Annotated in this window: 16 protein-coding genes; 8 read left to right on the top strand and 8 right to left on the bottom strand. The window is 58.5% G+C overall.

The features are described 5' to 3' along the window. Window positions 1-72 precede the first annotated feature (72 nt). Complete coding sequence (locus tag UH5x_RS25575) at window positions 73-1,596, top strand: ammonium transporter (protein WP_047817359.1); 1,524 nt, start codon at window positions 73-75, stop codon at window positions 1,594-1,596. Between the two features lie 214 nt (window positions 1,597-1,810). Here UH5x_RS25575 and UH5x_RS25570 read toward each other — a convergent pair whose 3' ends face one another. The 4 genes from UH5x_RS25570 to UH5x_RS25555 are packed head-to-tail and all read right to left on the bottom strand — an operon-like array spanning window position 1,811 to window position 6,011. Beyond that, a complete protein-coding gene (locus UH5x_RS25570; RefSeq protein WP_482634110.1) occupies window positions 1,811-3,106 on the bottom strand; it encodes a molybdopterin molybdotransferase MoeA in 1,296 nt (431 codons plus the stop codon). Between the two features lie 10 nt (window positions 3,107-3,116). After that, complete coding sequence (locus tag UH5x_RS25565; protein ID WP_482634109.1) at window positions 3,117-3,731, bottom strand: molybdenum cofactor guanylyltransferase; 615 nt, start codon at window positions 3,729-3,731, stop codon at window positions 3,117-3,119. Window positions 3,732-3,758: 27 nt separating this feature from the next. Then, window positions 3,759-5,177: an NAD(P)/FAD-dependent oxidoreductase gene (locus UH5x_RS25560; RefSeq protein WP_482634108.1), complete on the bottom strand. Its 1,419-nt coding sequence runs from the start codon at window positions 5,175-5,177 to the stop codon at window positions 3,759-3,761. Between the two features lie 3 nt (window positions 5,178-5,180). Beyond that, on the bottom strand, window positions 5,181-6,011 hold the full coding sequence (locus tag UH5x_RS25555) for a glycosyltransferase family 2 protein (RefSeq protein ID WP_482634107.1): 831 nt from the start codon (window positions 6,009-6,011) through the stop codon (window positions 5,181-5,183). A gap of 442 nt (window positions 6,012-6,453) precedes the next feature. Between UH5x_RS25555 and UH5x_RS25550 the strand changes: the two genes are divergently transcribed. The 4 genes from UH5x_RS25550 (at window position 6,454) to UH5x_RS25535 (ending at window position 9,507) form a co-directional block, all read left to right on the top strand. After that, on the top strand, window positions 6,454-6,615 hold the full coding sequence (locus tag UH5x_RS25550; RefSeq protein ID WP_160311512.1) for a hypothetical protein: 162 nt from the start codon (window positions 6,454-6,456) through the stop codon (window positions 6,613-6,615). Between the two features lie 32 nt (window positions 6,616-6,647). Further along, on the top strand, window positions 6,648-7,790 hold the full coding sequence (gene dgt, locus UH5x_RS25545) for a dGTP triphosphohydrolase (RefSeq protein WP_047817450.1): 1,143 nt from the start codon (window positions 6,648-6,650) through the stop codon (window positions 7,788-7,790). Window positions 7,791-8,050: 260 nt separating this feature from the next. After that, window positions 8,051-9,058 (top strand): PIN/TRAM domain-containing protein, encoded by a 1,008-nt coding sequence (locus UH5x_RS25540; RefSeq protein ID WP_047817449.1) that lies wholly within the window; start codon window positions 8,051-8,053, stop codon window positions 9,056-9,058. 119 nt (window positions 9,059-9,177) lie between these two features. Continuing rightward, window positions 9,178-9,507, top strand: a complete 330-nt coding sequence (locus UH5x_RS25535; RefSeq protein WP_047817353.1) for a co-chaperone GroES — start codon at window positions 9,178-9,180, stop codon at window positions 9,505-9,507. Between the two features lie 46 nt (window positions 9,508-9,553). Here UH5x_RS25535 and UH5x_RS25530 read toward each other — a convergent pair whose 3' ends face one another. From UH5x_RS25530 to UH5x_RS25515, 4 genes are read right to left on the bottom strand one after another with little or no spacing between them, the layout of a single operon-like run. Continuing rightward, entirely contained in the window at window positions 9,554-10,480 is a 927-nt protein-coding gene (locus UH5x_RS25530; RefSeq protein ID WP_482634106.1) for an ABC transporter ATP-binding protein, read from the bottom strand. Next, window positions 10,477-10,812 (bottom strand): hypothetical protein, encoded by a 336-nt coding sequence (locus tag UH5x_RS25525; protein ID WP_482634105.1) that lies wholly within the window; start codon window positions 10,810-10,812, stop codon window positions 10,477-10,479. Before UH5x_RS25525 ends, UH5x_RS25530 begins: the two co-directional genes overlap by 4 nt. Then, window positions 10,797-13,178, bottom strand: a complete 2,382-nt coding sequence (locus UH5x_RS25520; protein ID WP_482634104.1) for a hypothetical protein — start codon at window positions 13,176-13,178, stop codon at window positions 10,797-10,799. The genes UH5x_RS25525 and UH5x_RS25520 overlap by 16 nt, the downstream gene beginning before the upstream one ends. A gap of 50 nt (window positions 13,179-13,228) precedes the next feature. Beyond that, entirely contained in the window at window positions 13,229-13,555 is a 327-nt protein-coding gene (locus tag UH5x_RS25515; RefSeq protein WP_047817350.1) for a DUF6793 family protein, read from the bottom strand. Between the two features lie 458 nt (window positions 13,556-14,013). Here UH5x_RS25515 and UH5x_RS25510 point away from each other — a divergent pair, with 458 nt between their 5' ends. The 3 genes from UH5x_RS25510 to UH5x_RS25500 all read left to right on the top strand — a co-directional run bounded on the left by UH5x_RS25510 (window position 14,014) and on the right by UH5x_RS25500 (window position 19,300). Next, window positions 14,014-15,543: a transposase gene (locus tag UH5x_RS25510; RefSeq protein ID WP_482632748.1), complete on the top strand. Its 1,530-nt coding sequence runs from the start codon at window positions 14,014-14,016 to the stop codon at window positions 15,541-15,543. Window positions 15,544-15,882: 339 nt separating this feature from the next. Then, complete coding sequence (locus UH5x_RS25505) at window positions 15,883-17,211, top strand: APC family permease (protein ID WP_482634103.1); 1,329 nt, start codon at window positions 15,883-15,885, stop codon at window positions 17,209-17,211. Window positions 17,212-17,617: 406 nt separating this feature from the next. Next, window positions 17,618-19,300: an L-lactate permease gene (locus tag UH5x_RS25500; protein ID WP_482634102.1), complete on the top strand. Its 1,683-nt coding sequence runs from the start codon at window positions 17,618-17,620 to the stop codon at window positions 19,298-19,300. Window positions 19,301-19,383: the final 83 nt, after the last annotated feature.

Below are 19,383 nucleotides of genomic sequence, written 5' to 3'. Positions count from 1 at the left end.
AGGCCGCTGGAACGCAAACTGGTGTGTCATGGTCCATCCTCCCCATCGACTTGTCACTGGAGACTCCCCGGAATGTTGTCACGCGTGTTAGTTGTCGTTTGTTTGCTCACGTGCACCCTTGGCGTGCCGCTGGCCGGCTTGCCGGCCTCCAGTCTGCTGGCACAGGACGAGGTGGCGCAAACCTCGGGCACGGAGCCCTCGACACCTGAAAATCCACCCACTCAATCGGAGGTTCCCGCGGCGGAAGCGGAAGCAGCCGACGAATCCGAAGCCCCCACGCTGGAAAGCCTGCAAGCGGGAGTCGATGAGGCCCTGCTGGCCGGTCACAACGGCTGGATGCTGGTTTGCTGTGCCTTGGTGTTGTTCATGACCGCACCGGGACTGGCCATGTTCTATGGCGGTTTGGTGCGGCGCAAGAACGTGCTCAGCGTGATGATGCAGTGCATCTTCTTGATGGGAATGATGACGGTGCTGTGGGCGTTGTACGGGTACTCATTCGCATTCGGTGGATCCGGCGGTTGGTTCGGCAACACCGAGTACTTGTTCATGAACGGCGTCCAGCGGTACTGGGACGATGACTTGGGCAAAGCCATCACACCGATGGAAGGCTCGATGACCCGCCTGACTCACATGTTGTTCCAAGGCATGTTCTTCATCATCACGCCCGCACTGATTTGCGGTGCGTTTGCCGAGCGGATGAAATTCAGCGCGATGGTGATCTTTTCGATCCTGTGGGGAACCTTCATTTATTGCCCGCTGACCCACTGGGTTTGGGACGAAGGACCACTCTCGTACTTCGCGGGTGACAAAGCCTTGGCGGGCGGAGCACTGGACTTTGCCGGCGGCACGGTCGTGCACATCAGCAGTGGGATCTCGGCCTTGGTCGCGGCTTTGTTGATCGGTCCTCGGATGGGTTACCCACGCGAACCTTTACAACCGCACAACCTGACCTACACCGCACTGGGTGCGGCGATGTTGTGGGTGGGATGGTTCGGTTTCAACGCGGGCAGTGAACTCGCATCGGATGACTTGACCGCCAGCGCGTTTGCGGTGACCCACTTTTCGGCCGCGGCCGGCGCCGTTGCCTGGGTGACATTGGAATGGCTGGTGCTCGGAAAACCAACCGTCCTCGGTGCCAGCAGTGGTGCGGTCGCGGGATTGGTTTGCATCACTCCTGCCGCTGGATTCGTTCAGCCCATGCCAGCCTTGCTCATGGGTGCTTTGGCGGGCGGGATCTGTTACTGGGCGTGCTCGACGCTCAAGCACAAACTTCGTTACGACGACGCGTTGGACGCGTTTGGTGTTCACGGCGTGGGCGGAACCCTCGGTGCGATCTTGACCGGAGTTTTCGCAACTCGCGCGGCCTGGGACGTCAGCGACGGTGTGCCAATCGGATTGATTGAATCGGGCGGCGACTTCACGTTGGTCATCGGCCAAATCGTGGCTGTGCTGGTCACCTACGTGTTCGCCGGGCTGGGAAGTTTGATTCTTCTCAAGCTGATCGACATCTTCATCGGTTTGCGAGTTCCCGCCGAAAGCGAGCAACGCGGCTTGGACATTTCGGACCACGGCGAAGAAGGCTACCAGTTCGCCTGATTTTCGCTTCGAAGATCCCATTCAAAAACGCTCGAGCATTCCGGTGCTCGGGCGTTTTTCTTTGGGATTGCGAACGCTAAGCAGGTACGCAGGTGTCATCGGGTATGTGAGCCGTTGGCGTTCGCCACGGTTTTCACGCACAGCCCAGGCTAACGCCCAAACGGCTCACGTGGTTGTGCTTGATCATTCCAGCCGACCTGCTCAACCGAATGAATCACCAGGCGAAGTAAGGCCAGGGTCCCGGCGCATTCGCATGGGGTGGCATCTCAATGAAGCCATCGGTCAGGGCGAGCGTTGCCAAGTCACCAGATCCCTTGCCGAGCACGAGTTCCGCAACACCGGGCTGGATCATCCGGACACCTCGCATCCAGTGCAGCGGCAGAGTCTTGTCGCCGACTTCGTCGAGCATCACGTGAGGCGGGAATTCGGCCCAGTCGCGTAGGCCGGCGAATTTGCGAATCAGCGGCATCGCGAAACGGCGGGCGCCCATCGTGGCGCTGACAGGGTTGCCGGGCAGGCCCAGGATCAACGTGGCCCCGGTTGGGCTGCTCTGAATCGCACCCAAGATCGGTTTGCCAGGACGCAGCGGAAGTTTGTGAAAGACAATCTCGGCGCCGACTTCTTGCAATATCCGAGGCACATAGTCGTAGTCGCCCATCGAGACCCCACCGGTCATCAGTACCACGTCGTGATGCTCGATCGCCTGCAGCACAGACGCTCGGAGAACGCTTGGTTTGTCGACCGCATGCATCGGCGACACGCTATCGATCCAAGGTTGATTGGCCAGCAAGCCGATCAGCGCCGACGCGTTGCTGTTGCGAATCTTCCAAGGCGGAAGCGGCGTTTCGTTTTTCGATGAGGCGGATGCCAATTCGTCGCCGGTCGTCAGCACGGCGACACGAACCGGGCGGTGGACCTGCAATTGTTGAACGCCAAAGTTGGTCAACGCAGCCAGGCGTGGCGAGGTGAGTTCCAGGCCTGCGGGAATGGCAACGGATCTTGCAGTCAGATTTTCGCCCTGGCAGCGAATGTTGGCTCCCGGGGGAATCGAGCGGGCTCGTTCGGTCCAGCGAATTTGGCCCCGTGAGTTTGGGCCCCGTGAGTTGGAATCGTCCGTCGATGTGCCTGCCAGTTCTTCGGTGTGCTCTCGCTGGATGACTCGGTCGCAACCTTCGGGGACGATTGCTCCGGTGAAGATCCGGATGACGCCAGAGTCCGAACGCGAAGGAGGTGGCGAACCAGGGACGCTCTCGCCGGTCACCTCGATGACGCCGTCACGTTTCAAATCGGATTCGTAGATCGCGTACCCGTCCATCGCAGAAACATTGGCGGCGGGGCTGTCTCGGTCCGCCAAGATGGGTTCCGCCAGGATGCGGCGATGAACCGATTGCAGGGAGGCAAGCGACGATCCGAAGTCCACGCTCTGGACGTCCGTCGGAGTGATTCGCTGAGAGAGAGCCTGGATGGCTTGATCAGGTGAGTCGAACGCAAAAGGGGAAGTAGCGTTCATGGTGTTTCAATCAGGTGTTGTCGAAAGGAGGGCCCAGGTCAGCGGGCGTGTTGACGTTGCGAAGTCGTTCTCGCGAAATCGCAACGGTCCGGTGATCGTTCGAACGAAGGCTACGATACAGGCTGCGGTGATCGGATTCGACAACACGTTGGATCTGTTGGACGCAGCCAACGGGATAGATGCCCACCAACGGTTGCAGGCGTTCCCGATCCGCTTGTTGGGCCAGGACGATTTGTCGAGGCGATTCCCGCCAGGCACGAACCAAGGTCAACAGATCATCAACCAGCAAATTGGGCAGATCCACGGGCGTGAACAAGCAGCCGTCGTCGCCGTTGGACGCCGCGTGTTGCAGGGCAACCCACACCCCCATCGCTGGTCCCATGGCAGGTTGGGCATCGAACAAAGCGGGAACGGAGGATGGCAATCGAAGTTGTTCTCGATGGGCCTCCGAGGCCAAGCTGACCACCACCTCATCCGCACAAACTGATTGCAAACGCTGGAGACTGTGGGTCAGAAATGTTCCCCCGCTTGGATGCGGCAACAAAGCCTTCGGCGTCCCCATTCGCGAGGAAAGCCCGCCGGCAAGCAACACGCCGAGCAGTCGAGGAGGAGCGGCGTGGGGCATGGCGATCAGGTCACTTTGGAACGCAATTCACTTCGCAACGCGACGTTGGTAGTCGGGCCAGACTTCGTCGGAGAACTTTTCTTCGCCGAGCGTGATGGTCTCGTTGACGTTCAAATTGCCTTTGACGATGTGAGCGGAGTTCAAAGCGTAGAAGCCTGGAACGCTGGTCACAATGTCGGGCAGGCGTGTGGAGTAATCGATCGTGGCAAGCGCCGCGACATACTTGGCGCGAGCGATCTTGAAATCCAGGACTTGATCGCGAGAAAAATGGTCGTACATCTTCTCCAGCGTCGACAGGCATTTTTCTTGATAGTCCTCGTCAGACTCGTTCAACCCTTCGTGGTCGTCGGGCAAGTACTTGGGCAGATAGACCAAATGATTGCCGCCCAGTTGCTTTTCGGAGTTCACGATCGTCGACATTTCGATCACGGCGGTCAATGGAACCCACGTGTCGGTGATGTTCGTCACGTAGTACTCGCTGATCGGTTTCTTCATCAGCATCGAGGCGCAAACCACACCGAGGTACCGAATCCCACGGTGCTTTTGCTTTTCGTCGTCGGACAGTTGCGGCACCGTGTCAGCGATGACGGGCGACGCGATGGTGGAAACAACATTGTCGAAGTTTTGCACGCGCCCATCGCCGAAGTCGACTTCGAACTCACCGCTGTCGAGTTTGGTGACTCGTCGAGCAGGCGACGACACCAGCGTTTCGGCGCCGCGTTCTTTCAGCCAGCCAACCCACTTGTCCAAAATTGTTGCGTAGCCACCGGGAACATAGCCGAACATTTCGGTCTTCATGCCGCTGCGGCGGGCTTTGTACATCCGAGCGGTGTGAGCCCAAATGAAGGCCGCGGAGGTTTGCTTGTAGGCTTCGCCCAGCTTGGCTTGTAAAAGAGGTTGCCAGATCTTTTCAAAGACACCTTTGCCGGACCAACGCCGCAGCCACTTTTCAACGGACAGTTTTTCGAGTCGACGCCAGTTTTTGATTTTCGAGGCGTAGAAAATGGTGCCGCCGAGCCGCAGTTTTTGAATCAAGTTCAGCGGCGGGAATTTCAGAAACTCCGCCGTATTGCTCATCGAAATCAGTTGGCCGTCCGAATAGAACCCCGTCTTGGTTTCCACCCAGTCCATCTGCGATTCCAGCCCCAGGTCGGTCAGGAGGTCTCGCAGTTTGGTGTCGCTGAGCAGCGTGACGTGATAGAAGCGATCCCAGATCACGTCGCCCAGATTCCAGGCACTCGTGAGCCCACCAAACGTGGGCGCAGCTTCGGCAATCGTGACTTTTTGTCCACGATCGACGAGGTCACGAGCGACTTGCAACCCCATCACACCGCCACCGATGACCAACCAGCGGCTGCTGGGGGTTCCGTCGTGGTTGTGATGGGATGGGATGGCAGCCGAGGAAGCCACGTCGGAGGTCGGATTGGACGGGGGAGCAACCGACATCAATCAGGCTCCCTTGACGCGGTGCCGGCCCAACATCTTGAGCGTCAACCAAATGGTCTTGAAGACTTGCATTTTGCTGTCGCCACCCTTTTGGTCGTATCGCAAACGCAGGGGCGATTCGCCAAACACGCAGCCTTGTTTGCGAAGCTTCAGCAAGATGTCCGCCATGCACGAAAAGCCGGTCTCGCCAACGAAGTCGTCGCCGTAGTGCTCAAACGCATCTCGCAGTGCCGATGCTCGGTAGGCTCGGTATCCGGACGTGTAATCGCGAACACCACGCGTTGGAAACAACACCGTGAACAAAACGCGCACCCCGATGCTGAGGAAGTGACGCTCAACCGGCACGCCCACGACTCGCGAACCATTCTGAAATCGGGAGGCGATCACGCAGTCGCAGCCTTCGTGGACCGACTGCACCATGCGGTTGATCAATCCCGGTGGGTGAGTGTTGTCAGCGTCCATGGTGACGATGATGTCGCGCTCCCCGGCGCGGTCAACGGCTTCTTTCAGGCCGTCCCGAATGGTGACGCCGAGCCCTTGATTGACCTCGTGCCGCACCAAGTGAATCGGCATCTGAAACGACATCTGCGAGGCGATCTTCGCGGTGTCGTCCTTGCTGCCATCATCGACAATGACGACTTCATAGGGCAGTCCACTGTCTGCGAAGGCTTCGCCGATTCGTTCCAGCAATTCTGGCAGGGACTGCTCTTCGTTGTAGGCCGGCAGGGCCATGATGACTTTGGCCGGGCGGAATCGATTGGTGATCGGGGCCGCGGTCGACGCGGAGACAGCCGCGGGAAGGGGGGATTCGGAGCCGAGGGTGGGGTCAGTCATGCTGTCAATCAAGGAGAGGTGGGATGCCGATTGTGACGATGGGGCAGAAAAAGACGCGGGAATCGTTTGGAGGGACCGCATCGATTCGGCAGGCGTCAGTCTATTCCGATGTTTTGGCACGGCAACCGCGACCATGAACAGACACACCCTACCCGCAGAGCTACACCAAAGTACCCCGGGCCAATTTCGCGTTGGAAACGCTACAAAACAGGGCTCCTTCGTGCTGGGGTGGCAGTTTGACTCACGTCGGTGGGGACGGATCCTGCCAGGTGCTATGGGAGAATTTCGCGTGAAAAGCTACTCTGAACGGGTCGCAGGTCACTCCGGAGGGTTCCGTTGAACCAGAAACTGGCTGCGGGGCGGTCTGAGGCACCTGATCGTCGCCGCTTCAGCACCAGTTCTGGCCAGTGGCCGTTTGGGCGGTGGATTTGAATTTCATTGAATGATTGTGGCGGCGAGTGGCTTCACGGCGCATTTCGTGCTGCATGCTATCAGGGTGGAAGTGGATCCTGCCGTTGCCCGGCATCTGATGATGGAGGTGTCGACCGAGAATCCGCTGTTTGCTGATTCACTGAATTTACTCGCCGGCACCCGTCGGCATTGATGGAACGACGTCTCATGTCATTAGCCGGTCCGATGATCGATCTTCGCCGTTTCGCTGACCGTGAACACTTGTTGCTGGCGTCCTACGCGATGCACAGTTCCGACACGGCGGGGCGAATCCATCCCGAGGAACCGCACGCTTACCGCGGCCCCTACGGTCGCGACCGAGATCGCATTTTGCACAGCAGCGCGTTTCGGCGGTTGTCGGGCAAAATGCAGGTGTTCACGGGAGAGATGGGCACCTACCACCGAACCCGCCTGACTCACACGTTTGAAGTTGCCTCGGTGGCCAGGACGTTGGCGCGTGTGCTGCGATTGAATGAAGATCTGACTGAGGCGCTCGCGCTGATGCATGACATTGGGCACCCACCCTTTGGTCATTGCGGTGAGGATGTGCTGTCCGAGTGCATGCGTTCGGTTGGCGGATTCTCACACAACCAATTCGCACTGACGATCGTTCAAGAGTTGGAACAACGTTATCACGCGTTTCGCGGGCTGAACCTGTCCCAGGAGACTCTGGCCGGCCAGGACACCAGGGCGCACAAAGCAGAGGCCGCGGTCGGCATTGCACCGTTGTTGGAAGTCCAGATTGTGGATGCGGCGGACTCCATCGCCTACGACGCTCACGACATCGACGACGCCCTGCAAATGGGATTGCTATCAATTGATGCGTTGTCGGAACTGGCCATCGTCCGCCGAACACTGCAACGCGTCCGCGAGAAGGCAGGGCAGTTGCCGGTCGGCCCGCTGCGGCAATTGCTGGTGCACGAGCTGATTGACTTGCAAGTCGGCGACTTGCTGCATGTTTCGATCGAGCGTCTGCAGAACATCGAAGGCCTGTCCGCCGACGCCGCGTGCCAAGCCGGAATTCGTGTCGGGCATTCACCAACCATGGCGTCCGAACGTGCCGAGTTGGAGAGTTTCTTGTTCGAGGCGGTTTATCGGCACGCTCGTTTGATGCCGGTCCGCGAAGCTGCCGCCGATCGAGTGCACACCTTGTTCGCTGCCCTGAGGCGAAACCCTGAACGATTGCCGATGCGTTTTCGCCGTCGACTGGAGCACAAACCCAAAGAGCGGGTGGTCGGGGAGTACCTGGCGGGGATGACGGATCGATTCTGCGATCAACAATTCTTGGTGCTGCAACAATCCAAGAACGGCCCTCTGTCCGACTGGTGAGCCGCGAATGTCGCCTGCTGGTGCTCCGACTGGGGGATCAAACCGACAGGGCTTGGCGACTCCACCGTCCGATGAGCTGCCTCCCACCGGCCTGTTTGCATTGTCGGAGGCCACTTTTTGTCGGCTTTCTGACGCAAAACGCCGTGTTTTACGGTTCAAACGAACCCCCTGGGCGTTCCAGCGGTAGCATCTACACTGAAGCCTCTCTTTCCGTCCCCCGTTTTTGCTGAAGCGGCGTTTTGACCAACGTCGCACACACCATGGCACTGATTGTCCTGCGATTCATCTTTTTGCTGTGCGCCGGAGGCGTTTCAGCAATCATCAACACCTCCCTGCCCAGCGGCGGGTCAGAGGCAGTGCCGTGGTTGACGTTTGTCGCCATCATGGGACTGGCTGTGGGGATTGTGGTGCTGGACATCTATGTCCCGCGAAAACGGATCGACACGATCACCTCGGTTTACTTTGGGGTTCTGATCGGTGTTCTGCTGACGTTCATCCTGACGATCGCCGCGGCGCCGTTGATCGAGATGACCAGCAACCTGCGAGTGTTCCAATTGGTCGTCGGTTTGGTGCTGTGCTATGTCTGCACGTCCGTCCTGTTGCAGACCAAGGATGACTTTCGGTTTCTCATTCCTTATGTGGAATTTGTCCGTGAAGTCAAAGGGTTCAAACCGTTGGTGCTGGACACCAGTGTGGTCATCGACGGCCGAATCGCCGACTTGGTCGCCACGGGAGTTTTCGACAACCAACTGATCATGCCGCGGTTTGCCCTGAGCGAATTGCAGGCGATTGCGGACAGCAGTGACAAACTGCGTCGCACGCGTGGTCGACGCGGTCTGGACGTGCTCAACCGTTTGCGTGCTGACGAGAATGTGGACCTGCAGATCTTTGATCGCGAATTGCCAGAACTGGCGGGGCAAACGGTTGACTTGAAGTTAGTCCTGTTGGCCAAGCACCTGGAAGGCAAAGTCGTCACGGGTGACTACAACTTGAACAAAGTCGCCAAGGTCCAAGGCGTGCCGGTCATCAACCTCAACGAGATCAGCAATTCGTTGCGGCCGGTGTTCTTGCCTGATGAGTCGTTCCGATTGCGGATCATCAAACCCGGCGAAGGGCCTGAGCAAGGCATTGGTTACTTGGACGATGGCACGATGGTTGTCGTCGAAGGTGGCCGCCACAAGATCGGGCAAGAGATTGATGTGCGGGTGACCAGCACGCTGCAGACCAACGCTGGCAAAATGATTTTCACCAAGGTGGACGGCCGCTAAGGCTCGTTCGCAATCGGCCTGAGAAACAATCGCGTCGCGGCGACGGTCCATCGCGACGACCAAGGGATTCATCGCGAACTCCCACACGATCCATCTGAATGTGCTCTTAAGAAACAGACATGGCAAAAAAGAAAACCGCGCCCAAAGTATTTGAATACGTGGAGCCGATCGGTGATCGGGTGCTTGTTCGAAAAGACGAGCCCAAGCGAGAGACCCGAGGCGGGATCGCGCTTCCCGATGCAGCCGAGATCCCAACGATCACGGGACGCATCGTGACGATCAGCACCGTGGTCGAAAACGACGAGGAGCTGCCCCTGCGCCAGTACGACAAAATCCTGTTCCACCCCAAGAATGCGATCCCGGTGGATTTGGAACACGACAATCAGCTGTTCGTGGTTCCCGTGGATGACATCGTGGCGGTCTTCCGCCGCGACACGCCGGAAGAGTGAGCCCTGGCGGCCGCTTCAACGGTCCCTTCACCGGCAACGGCGATCCTTATGAAACCAGGCCTTCTGTGACGCTCATGAAGACATCCTCGAGCGTTGGGTCTCGGTCGTAAAACGATCGCATCTGAACCCCTTGAGCAATCAAGTGATTCAGCAATGTGGCCAGCCCTGCGTCGTCGGTTTCCAGCTCCGCGATCACGCGATCGGGACGCAGCTCCAGGTCTCGCAACGCGGGACTGCTTCGCAGGATGGAGATCCCCGCTTCTGCGTTTTCGGTGAAGGCAATTTCGACCGTGCGGTTGCGTCGGATCTTGCGATACACCTGATCAATCGGTCCGCTCATCAGCAGTTGACCTCGCTCGATGATTCCAATCGAGGTGCAGCAGTCGGCCAGTTCGGTCAGGATGTGACTGCTGATCAGGATCGTTTTTCCCATCCGGCGCAGCTCTTTCAGCAACGCCTTGACCTCCACCCTGGCTCTCGGGTCCAGCCCGCTGGCAGGTTCGTCCAAGATCAACACGGGTGGATCGTGGACCAGCGTCTTGGCCAAGCACAAACGCTGCTTCATCCCTCTCGACAAACCATTGACGAAATCGTCTCGTTTGTGCCCCAGGTCCAGCAGTTCGAGCACGTTGTCGATGATCGGTCCGCGTTGCGATCGGGCGATGCCGTAGGCGACCGCGAAGAAGTCCAAGAACTCCCACACCCGCATCCCGTCGTAGACGCCAAAGTTGTCGGGCATGTATCCAATCGCCCGACGGACTCCCATGGGATCGTTCATCACATCGCAACCTGCGACCTCGCCGCGTCCGCGAGTGGCTCGCAGCAACGTTGCCAAAAAACGAATCGTGGTGCTCTTGCCAGCCCCGTTGGGACCGATGAAACCAAACGTTTCTCCGGCATCAATTTGCAGGTCGATGGATTCGACCGCGGTGAAATCACCGTAGTCTTTGCCGAAGCCTTCCAAGGTGATCATGGCGTTTCCTTCGAGGTGTCTGATTCTTCGGTGTTGGGAGAGTTCGACCGTTCTTGTTCGCTCGCTCGCTTTTCTTCCTCGAGCTTCGTCGTGCGTGGCCGGAAGTCGTCGGCCAAATTTTCGTCTGGCTGCGGCGTGTGCAGCGGTGAGTATTCCAGGTGAGCCAAGACAATCGTGCCGGCGTTCACTTGGCTGCACTTGGGAGAGATTTCCAATCCGCCCCAAGCGGAGCTTTCGTCCGCGTCGGCTTGGTCAGGCGGGACACTAGCAAGCCGTCCTAGCAAGCGAGTGGAGCCCGGCGGAACGAATGAGCTCGTCAGGATTCGCTGCATGCACAGTCGGATTCCCGAATCGACTTCGGACGAGACTCGGATCTGTTCGGCGGGTTGATAGGACAACGAGGGCGATTCCCCTGCGCAACTCCTCCCAGCACAGCGATTTCGACGTTCGAGGTCGCGTTGTCTCCCGACGGGCGACGAATCACATAGACATCCGTCAGGTCCAAGTTGGAATCGTTGCGAAGCGTGCCTCCGTCTTCAGAGAGCGACAGCGGGCCGCCAACGGAAACCATTTGTTCGGTGTGCACTGCGGCGAAGGAATTGCTTCCTACCGCGATCCCGTCCAGTCTCGGTCCTGCATCAAAACCAAGTTGCAGTGTCAGTCCATCGGAACCGAACAAATTCGCGTTGCGTGAGTCAGTCCGCCGAGTGGTCAGCATGGTGATCGCCGCGTCAGGGTTTTCGAATTGAACCGAGTAGTTGCTGGCCAACGAGTTGTACAGTGCGATGGCACGAGTCAGATGCCCGCGATCGTGTTCCCGTGGGATTTCCAAAAACGCCAGTTCGTTTCGACTGCGTGCGAAGCCCATGTCCAGTTGCGCGGCACGCGCGACCAGGAAGGCTCCCACCAGTGCAATGGGAATCATCGCCAGCCATGCCCACTCAAGTCGCCCCATCCAACGGAAGACCGCGTAGTTGAGAGGAATGAGAACGATCAAATAGATCAGCAAGCTTTTCACAACCAATGACGAGTCGGGGATCGTGACTCCAATCCGTTCTTGCAGCGAATTTCGAAACGAGGTCAGCACAGGGCTGTCGTCTTTCCAGCCGCCGACGCCGCTGACCGGGTGCAGCAGAGTTTCTGACTCGAGTCGGTTTCGGTAGTCCCTGGGCGATCGAACGGAACCCCGTGGCGGTTCGTTGACGGATGTTGCGGGGGCGGGCGATGCGGTGGGTGTGCTCGGGGACGTCCCCAGTCGCATGTCGCGTGTGAACAGTCGAAAGCTGGAGTTGATCGATGGCGGCACATCTTCCAGCGTTATGCCCACCAGCTTCTGTTCGAAGGAGGGTTGATTGAGGACGGCTGCCATCTCTTCTTCGGAAACCGTGTCGATTTCATCCTCACTGAGGAACGGTCTTGGGACCATTGATTGGTAGGAGTTGACCGCCTGGCATCGTCGTGGTGGCCGAGCGAGCACGGCGCTGTTGAAGAAGCTGTCGTAGGACTTCCAAGCGGTCATCCATTCGCTCAGCAGGTCCACCCGACTTTGAACGATTCGCCCCCGCCCGATTCGGCGTTGATAGACCAAGTCGCCATCGCCCAGAGACGTGGCGTCGGAGGCGGGTTGGCCGGCAACCGCGACGGTGCTGTTGTCGCCGGACAGTCTGGCTTGGATCGCCGGGAGTGATTCGTCTGTGCGGACCTGATGCGACTTCAGAAAGGCAATCGCATTGTCGCTGTTGATTTCTTCATTGCCATCCGATTGGATCGGCAGCAGCGACTTCAGGTTTGCGTCCTCGATCGCGTCAGTTCCTGAGGGACCGTTGACGATCAGGATCCCGCCAAAGTGCACCCAGTCCACAATGGCGTTGCGTTGCCCGGGCGTCAGAGCAGACGATGTCAGATCGTCCCAGAAGAGAACCGCGGTCGAGGTCCAATCCAGCATCGTTTCGGAAAGTGGCAAGACGCCTTGCGTGGGGGGGATCACGATCCGGTAGTTTTCTCTCGGGCGATAGTATTCGTCGATCGCTCGCAGCGGCTCGACCCAGTCCGATGTCTGCAGGCGTGTGAATCGCTCGGATCGTTCGGTCAACACCACAAAGAAGAAGGACTGAGTTGGCAGGGCGGCAAAGGTGCTTGATCGCAGGGGCACGGAAGAACCGCTTTGCGACGAGATAAAGTCCCCATCAAGTTGAAGTCCTGCCAGCACCTTGCCCCCAGCTTCAGGAGCCAGGGCACGGGTTTCCAATTCCCGACGTTGGCCGCGTGGCAACACGGCAGGCCGGCGGACGCGGAAGGGCTTGCCGACCGTTCGAGCGGCAGCGTCCTCGAGGCTTTGTTCGATTTCGGCTTGCTCCAGCGTGTCAGCGAACGCGTCGACGGGGCGAGTGAGTTTCGTTTCCGTCTGGATCACGCCGCGTTCGTCTTCGCGGTTGCTCTTCAGTGCCACTCCCGCAGCAAACCAGTGCCCTGGCTTGATCGCTCCGTCCGTGGCACCTTTGGTTCCCGCGTCGGGTCGCGTCGCAGGAAAAGCCTTCGCGGAGCTGATCGTGAAGGGAGGCAGCTTCTGCTGTTCGACCTCATCTTTGAGATCAATGTCCTCGGTTTGGCGGCATCCATCGCAGCCAGCGAGCAGAGGCACCAGCATCAACCACGCAAACCACAGCCATGGGTTGGGGAGCGACGCTGGTTTCATCATGGAATCTCAATCGGAAAGGAAAGGATGTGGGGAGGCCTCAAGCGAGTCCTTCACCATCCCATCACCATATTGGATTCGATCGCGATGCGGGCTTGTTCGAGGTCGCAGCCAGTTTCCATTCGGTACAAACGGATTGCGTTGACCTTGTCGCCCGCTGATTTGCTCAGGCAATCGCGAGCTGTCATGCACGGGTCGAGCGTTCGGTCGGTCAGACCCAAAGCACCTTTGCTGATCACCCAAGAATCCCGAGGGCGTTTGGTGAGCCGCATCAGTTCATCTTCGGGGTACGCGTCATCCACCACTTCGCGAGCGGCGTCTTCATTTTCAGCCCAGGTGATGATGATGTGGGCGTCGGTTTCGATTTCGAACAAAGGCATGGTCGAGACGTTCGTTGGAGGAAAGGGCCGTGACGCAGCATGCGCTTGCTGGTCCTACATCCTAATCCACACCAGCACCGGGCTGTAGGTCCACCGCCAGCGATTCTCGTTTGCTCTTTGTGCCCCACCTCAGTCCCGACAGAGACGACGCGTTGGCGCCACGTCTCAACTCAGTCCCGATAGGGACGACATGTTGTCGCCACGTCTCAACTCAGTCCCGACAGGGACGACATGTTGTCGCCACGACTCACCTCAGTCCCGATCGGGACGACATGTTGTCGCCACGGGCGTCAGCCCGTGGAAACGAACTCCCCAACACCCACCAAGCCCGGAAGGGCAACGCCGTGAACGATTTTGAGGCCGCGATTTGTGGTGTTTTGCTGAACTGCCCTTGAAGTGTAAAAGCCGGATCCCCCTACCAACCAACTGAAACACTTCAGTCAGAAAGGAATCCGGCTGTGTCAAAGAAACTCGATTCTCACGAATCAAGCAAGGCCAAAGAACATGCTCGACAAAGGAAATCCAACCGAGCTAAGCGCAAGGTCAAGATCGAATCTCAGCGAGAGCGTTATCGGAAAGCCCAGACGCGCAACGCCAAAGAGTTCCGCAGTGCGATCGATTGGGTGCTGGGTGACGAGCAGGCAGTGCCGACGCAGGCCCACGGCAACACTGGCTGGAAGACAATGACTCTGATGATCCAAGCCTTGCTGTGGATCTTCTCTGACAAGGACAAGCTCAAGGATGCTTTTGATTCAGGCACCCGGCAATGCAAAAAGGTCCACGGGAGGATCGCATTTTCAAGTTACTCTGGACTGATCAAGGCGCTGGTTCGATGGACTCCCTGGTTGTCCGAGGTTTTGCTTACTCGGATTCACAAGCAAATCGAGGCAACCGCCGGCAAGCTTTGGAGGACGACTGGTTGGGTCGTCATGGCTGTCGATGGTTCTCGAAACACAACGCCGCGAACACTGAGTAACGAAAAAGCGTTTTGCGCTCCCAATCATGGTCACGGGACAACGGCTCGGTATCGAAAAAAGAAGACCAAAGGAATGCGCCGTCAGGCCATCGAGAAGAATCCACCGGCACCGCCAGTACCCCAGATTTGGATCACAAAGATTTGGCACGTTGCCACGCAACTGACTTGGTGCTGGAAACTTGGGCCTAGCAATGCGTCCGAACGAGCACACGTGCAAGAGATGCTAGAAAACGGCGAATTCCCGGGGAAAACGTTGTTTACCGGTGACGCGGGATTCGTTGGCTACGAATTTTGGAAGAGCATCATCGATGGGGGACACCACTTTCTCGTTCGCGTCGGCGCGAACGTCAACTTGCTGCATAGCCTCGGCTACGATGTCGAGCCTGGCGAAGACAACCTTGTTTACTGCTGGCCCAAGGACAAACGCCGTGAGGGCATGCGTCCCCTGAAGCTTCGCATGATTCAGATCCAACTCGGCCGCAAAGAGGCAGTTCTCTTAACGAGCGTTTTGGATGAGAAGAAGCTCACGGACGAGCAAGCACTGGTAATTTACAAGAGCCGCTGGGGAATCGAATTGGAATTTCGCAACCTAAAGCAAACGTATGGACGACGACAACTTCGCTGCCGCCAGAGCGTCCGGGCGTTGGTGGAGTTGCATTGGTCGATCCTCAGTATTCTGATCGTCAAGCTGTATGCCTTGAAAGTACACCTCGCGAAGAAACGTCGCCGGGGTGATCCGGTCGCGATGCCTGGTCGAATCAGCTTCGCAGGGGTGGTGCGTTCTTTCCAACGCATTCTTGAGAACCTCAACGAGACCGATCTCGAGGAACCGAGCTTATCGGAGATGCTGAGGGATGCGCTGATCGATGATTACGAACGCAAGTCGAGCAAGGAGGCGAGGTATAAACCGAACAAGAAAGACAAGCCTCGTTGCGGTCTCCCCAACGTCACTCGCGCCACGAAAGAAGATCGCGATCGACTTCAAAAACTGGGGTTTTGTACCGTCGCCTAAATCGTTCACGGCGTTGCCGGAAGGGGCGACAGGACTCAATCCGCCCGCACAACCTGCCGTCCCTCCGGGACTTCGCCAATTCGTTTCCCTCGATACCCATCGGCTGGCGCCGATGGCTACATCCTGTCGCCACTTCGTGGCTGTTGCGTAAGGGCATCTGATCGCCCCGATTTCGCGATCGAACTCCATTCCAATTGGACGACACCCAGTGCTCGCGACTCAACTCAGTCCCGCCGGCACCACCTGCTGTCCCTCCAGGGCTTCGCCGACTTGTCTCCCTCGATACACTCGCGTCCACCGCCAACGCCCCTCTCGCTTTGATTTTCACGTTGCCCGCTCATGACCGCAGATTTGCAGCCGTCCCACCCCCCTGAGCCTGCACAACTTCGCCGTGACGTGGGTCTGTTCGGCGCCATGATGATGGGACTGGGATCGATCATCGGCACCGGGGTCTTTGTCAGCATCGGAATCGCGGCGGGAATCACCGGCCCATCCGTCGTGTTTGCGATTCTCGTTGCCGCCTTGGTTGCCGCCTTCAATGGGCTCAGCAGCGCACAACTGGCGGCGGTGCATCCAGTCAGTGGCGGCACTTATGAGTACGGGTATCGCTGGCTGACACCATCGCTGGGCTTCACGGCCGGCTGGATGTTTCTGTGTGCCAAGTCCGCTTCAGCTGCGACCGCCGCGTTGGGCCTTGCCGGGTACGCCCTGCAACTCCTCGAAATCGATCGCGTGGGTTGGGTCGTGCCAGTGGCCGTTGGTGCGGTGCTTGCAACGACGTTGTTGTTGCTGGGCGGGATCCGGCGGTCCAATTGGACCAACATTGCCATCGTCAGCACGACGCTGATCGCGCTGGCCAGCTTCGTGATCGCAGGCTTGCCGGTCGCTTGGCGAGAAGGCTTCGCCAACATGACACCGCTGTTTACATCGGATCATCCCGCGACCGCAACGCGGCAGTTCCTGGAGGCTTGCGCGTTGATGTTCGTTGCCTACACGGGCTATGGCCGAATTGCGACACTCGGCGAAGAAGTCCAGACCCCACACCGGACGATTCCGCGAGCCATCATTGCCACGCTGCTGGTGTCTTCGCTGCTGTACGCAATCGTTGGAGGCGTCGCGGTCGCGGCAGTCGGAACAGGAACATTGAGTTCCACCTCTCAACCAACCTCGCCGCTGCAACTCGTTGCGAACCAATTGAATTCACCGCTGGTCGCCAAACTGGTTTCGATCGGCGCCGTGACCGCAATGCTCGGTGTGCTTCTCAACCTGATCCTCGGCCTATCAAGAGTTGTTTTCGCGATGGGCCGACGCGGTGACTTGCCTGGTGGTTTGGCGACGGTCTCGCACCAGAGTTCCACGCCATACGTCGCCGTCATCGCGGTGGGAATGGGCGTGGGATCACTTGCGCTGATCGGTGATGTCAAAACGACTTGGTCGTTCAGTGCCTTCACCGTGCTGGTCTACTACGCGCTGACCAACCTCGCAGCAACGCGTCTGACCGTGAACGAACGCCTGTTCCCTCCGATTGTCCCCTGGCTGGGCTTGGCCTCTTGCCTGGGTTTGGCGTTCTGGGTGCAACCCAAAATCTGGATCATCGGACTCGCTTTGGTCGCGATCGGCTTGGTGTTCCAACGATGGATGCAGCAACGGAGTGAATTGGCAGACTGATCGCTGGTCAATCAAGCGGATCATCGAAATCTCTTGCCTACGCTTTTGAAGCTGTGTTCATTTCGTTGATGGCCAAAGGCCTTTGGCAACCCCATTCGTAACGTACCCTCCATCCATGGGCGATGCCGTTGTCTATGATGTTCATGGAAGATGGCCAATCAAACCAATCGACAAGACGCAACTTCAAAACTTGCAACGCGTCCCAGTGCATCAACAGTCAATGATCCGACTGGTGTGTTACCGGAGGGTACGCGTCCTTCCTCCTACTCTCGTCTCAAAAGTTCCTTCCCAATGATTTCGAAGCCAAACTCAAGAGCGCAAAGAGCATGCTTCATTGCCCACCCAAGACAAGCAGAATGAAAACCAAGAGTCCTGAACGATCTTTGCGCCCTTGGGGGCAACCTTGATGCTCGCTCTGGTCGCCCTGCTGCCGATCCTGACCGTTGGCGTGTTGTTGGTCGGGCTGCGTTGGCCGGCTGCACGCGCGATGCCGGTCGCGTTTGTCTTGACCGCCGCGTTGTCGGCTTTGGTTTGGCAAGTCCCCGCTCTGCAGGTCGCGGCCGCATCGATCAAAGGCGTGATCATTGCAGTCAGTTTGCTGTTCATCGTTTTCGGCGCGATTCTGCTGCTGGAATCCTTGACGGTCAGCGGCGCGATCAGCACGATCCGCTCTTCGTTCAGCAACCTGTCGCCCGACGCTCGGGTTCAAGCCATCATCATCGCGTGGCTGTTCGGATCGTTCATCGAAGGAGCCGCCGGTTTCGGCACCCCGGCGGCCGTCTGCGTTCCGCTGTTGGTCGGGCTGGGATTCCCAGCCTTGGCCGCGGTCTTTTGCGGCATGATCATCCAAAGCACGCCGGTCTCGTTTGGCGCGGTCGGGACGCCGATCTTGGTCGGCGTCGACAAAGGTCTGTCCGGATCCGCCGCCGCTCAAACGCTGGCGGTTGAGCAGGGACTCGTCCCCTGGTCCGAATTCCTGCAACTCATCGCAATCAAAGTCGCGGTGCTGCACGCGACCGTCGGGTTGTTCATCCCGCTGATCATGGTTTGTGTGCTGACCAGAACCTTCGGTGCCAACCGTCTGTTTTCCGAGGGACTGGCTGTCTGGCGGTTCGCTTTGTTCGCCTCGCTTTCAATGACGGTCCCGTACGTGTTGACGGCGATCTTCCTGGGTCCGGAATTCCCCTCGCTGATCGGTGCCTTGGTCGGTTTGACGCTGGTGACGACGGCGGCCCGTCGTGGTTGGATGATGCCACGGGACGGCAAGGTGTGGACGTTCGCGGAATCGTCCACGTGGCCTCCGGAATGGACCGGGCGAGCGCCGGACGCAAAGACAGAGCGGGACACGCTTGCGTCTCCCAACGCGATGCGGGTCCTGCCACCCTGGTTGGCTTGGACGCCGTACTTGTTGGTTGCGGTGCTGCTGTTGCTCACCCGCTTGGTCGCCCCCGTGACGGAAGCGATTCGTTCGGTCGCCTGGAATTTCGATTCCATTCTTGGCTGTTCGTCCGTCAGCGTTCGGATCGAACCGCTGTATTTGCCAGGAACGATTTTCGTGGTGGTTTCGCTGCTGACGGTCGCGTTGCACCGGACACCAACCGCAGCCACTCGCTTGGCGTGGCGTCGCAGCTTTCGCATGATCGCTCGGGCATCGATCCCGTTGCTGTTTTCAGTGCCGATGGTTCAAGTCTTCATCCATTCCGACGGCGGTCGCGATGGAACACTGGACAAAATGCCGATCGTGCTCGCAACGCAAGCAGGTCAGTGGATGGGCGACGGATGGCCGCTGGTCGCGCCGCTCGTGGGTGGCCTGGGAGCCTTCATCGCCGGATCCAACACGTTCAGCAACATGATGTTTTCCGAGTTTCAATTTTCGGTCGCTCAACACATCGGCACGGATCCGACTTGGGGTGTGGCGTTGCAAGCGGTTGGAGGTGCTGCAGGCAACATGATCTGCGTTCACAATGTGGTCGCCGCCTGCGCCGTGGTCGGCTTGCTCGGACAAGAAGGCCTGGTGCTGCGCCGCACCCTTCCCGCGTTCCTGTATTACACGCTGTTCGCAGGGATCATCGGTTGGATCATCTCTTGATCGTGTGTCTGCGCTGACTCGAGGAAGGATCGCGGCGCGCGAGCATTCCATCTCTCGTCGATCGAACCCATTCGCCTGCCGAA

This window comes from Rhodopirellula sp. UH5 (genome assembly GCF_056839225.1).
Note: the sequence above shows the minus strand (reverse complement) of the source record. Positions and strands in the feature narration are given on the sequence as shown.

What these genes read in the sequence shown, in the direction of transcription:
- UH5x_RS25505 (WP_482634103.1), top strand. Translation starts at nt 15,883, where the DNA reads ATGACCGCAGATTTGCAGCCGTCCCACCCCCCTGAGCCTGCACAACTT.
- UH5x_RS25575 (WP_047817359.1), top strand. Translation starts at nt 73, where the DNA reads ATGTTGTCACGCGTGTTAGTTGTCGTTTGTTTGCTCACGTGCACCCTT.
- UH5x_RS25520 (WP_482634104.1), bottom strand. Translation starts at nt 13,178, where the DNA reads ATGATGAAACCAGCGTCGCTCCCCAACCCATGGCTGTGGTTTGCGTGG.
- UH5x_RS25565 (WP_482634109.1), bottom strand. Translation starts at nt 3,731, where the DNA reads ATGCCCCACGCCGCTCCTCCTCGACTGCTCGGCGTGTTGCTTGCCGGC.
- UH5x_RS25555 (WP_482634107.1), bottom strand. Translation starts at nt 6,011, where the DNA reads ATGACTGACCCCACCCTCGGCTCCGAATCCCCCCTTCCCGCGGCTGTC.
- UH5x_RS25500 (WP_482634102.1), top strand. Translation starts at nt 17,618, where the DNA reads ATGCTCGCTCTGGTCGCCCTGCTGCCGATCCTGACCGTTGGCGTGTTG.
- UH5x_RS25560 (WP_482634108.1), bottom strand. Translation starts at nt 5,177, where the DNA reads ATGTCGGTTGCTCCCCCGTCCAATCCGACCTCCGACGTGGCTTCCTCG.
- UH5x_RS25535 (WP_047817353.1), top strand. Translation starts at nt 9,178, where the DNA reads ATGGCAAAAAAGAAAACCGCGCCCAAAGTATTTGAATACGTGGAGCCG.
- UH5x_RS25550 (WP_160311512.1), top strand. Translation starts at nt 6,454, where the DNA reads ATGATTGTGGCGGCGAGTGGCTTCACGGCGCATTTCGTGCTGCATGCT.
- UH5x_RS25530 (WP_482634106.1), bottom strand. Translation starts at nt 10,480, where the DNA reads ATGATCACCTTGGAAGGCTTCGGCAAAGACTACGGTGATTTCACCGCG.
- UH5x_RS25515 (WP_047817350.1), bottom strand. Translation starts at nt 13,555, where the DNA reads ATGCCTTTGTTCGAAATCGAAACCGACGCCCACATCATCATCACCTGG.
- dgt (WP_047817450.1), top strand. Translation starts at nt 6,648, where the DNA reads ATGATCGATCTTCGCCGTTTCGCTGACCGTGAACACTTGTTGCTGGCG.
- UH5x_RS25525 (WP_482634105.1), bottom strand. Translation starts at nt 10,812, where the DNA reads ATGCAGCGAATCCTGACGAGCTCATTCGTTCCGCCGGGCTCCACTCGC.
- UH5x_RS25570 (WP_482634110.1), bottom strand. Translation starts at nt 3,106, where the DNA reads ATGAACGCTACTTCCCCTTTTGCGTTCGACTCACCTGATCAAGCCATC.
- UH5x_RS25540 (WP_047817449.1), top strand. Translation starts at nt 8,051, where the DNA reads ATGGCACTGATTGTCCTGCGATTCATCTTTTTGCTGTGCGCCGGAGGC.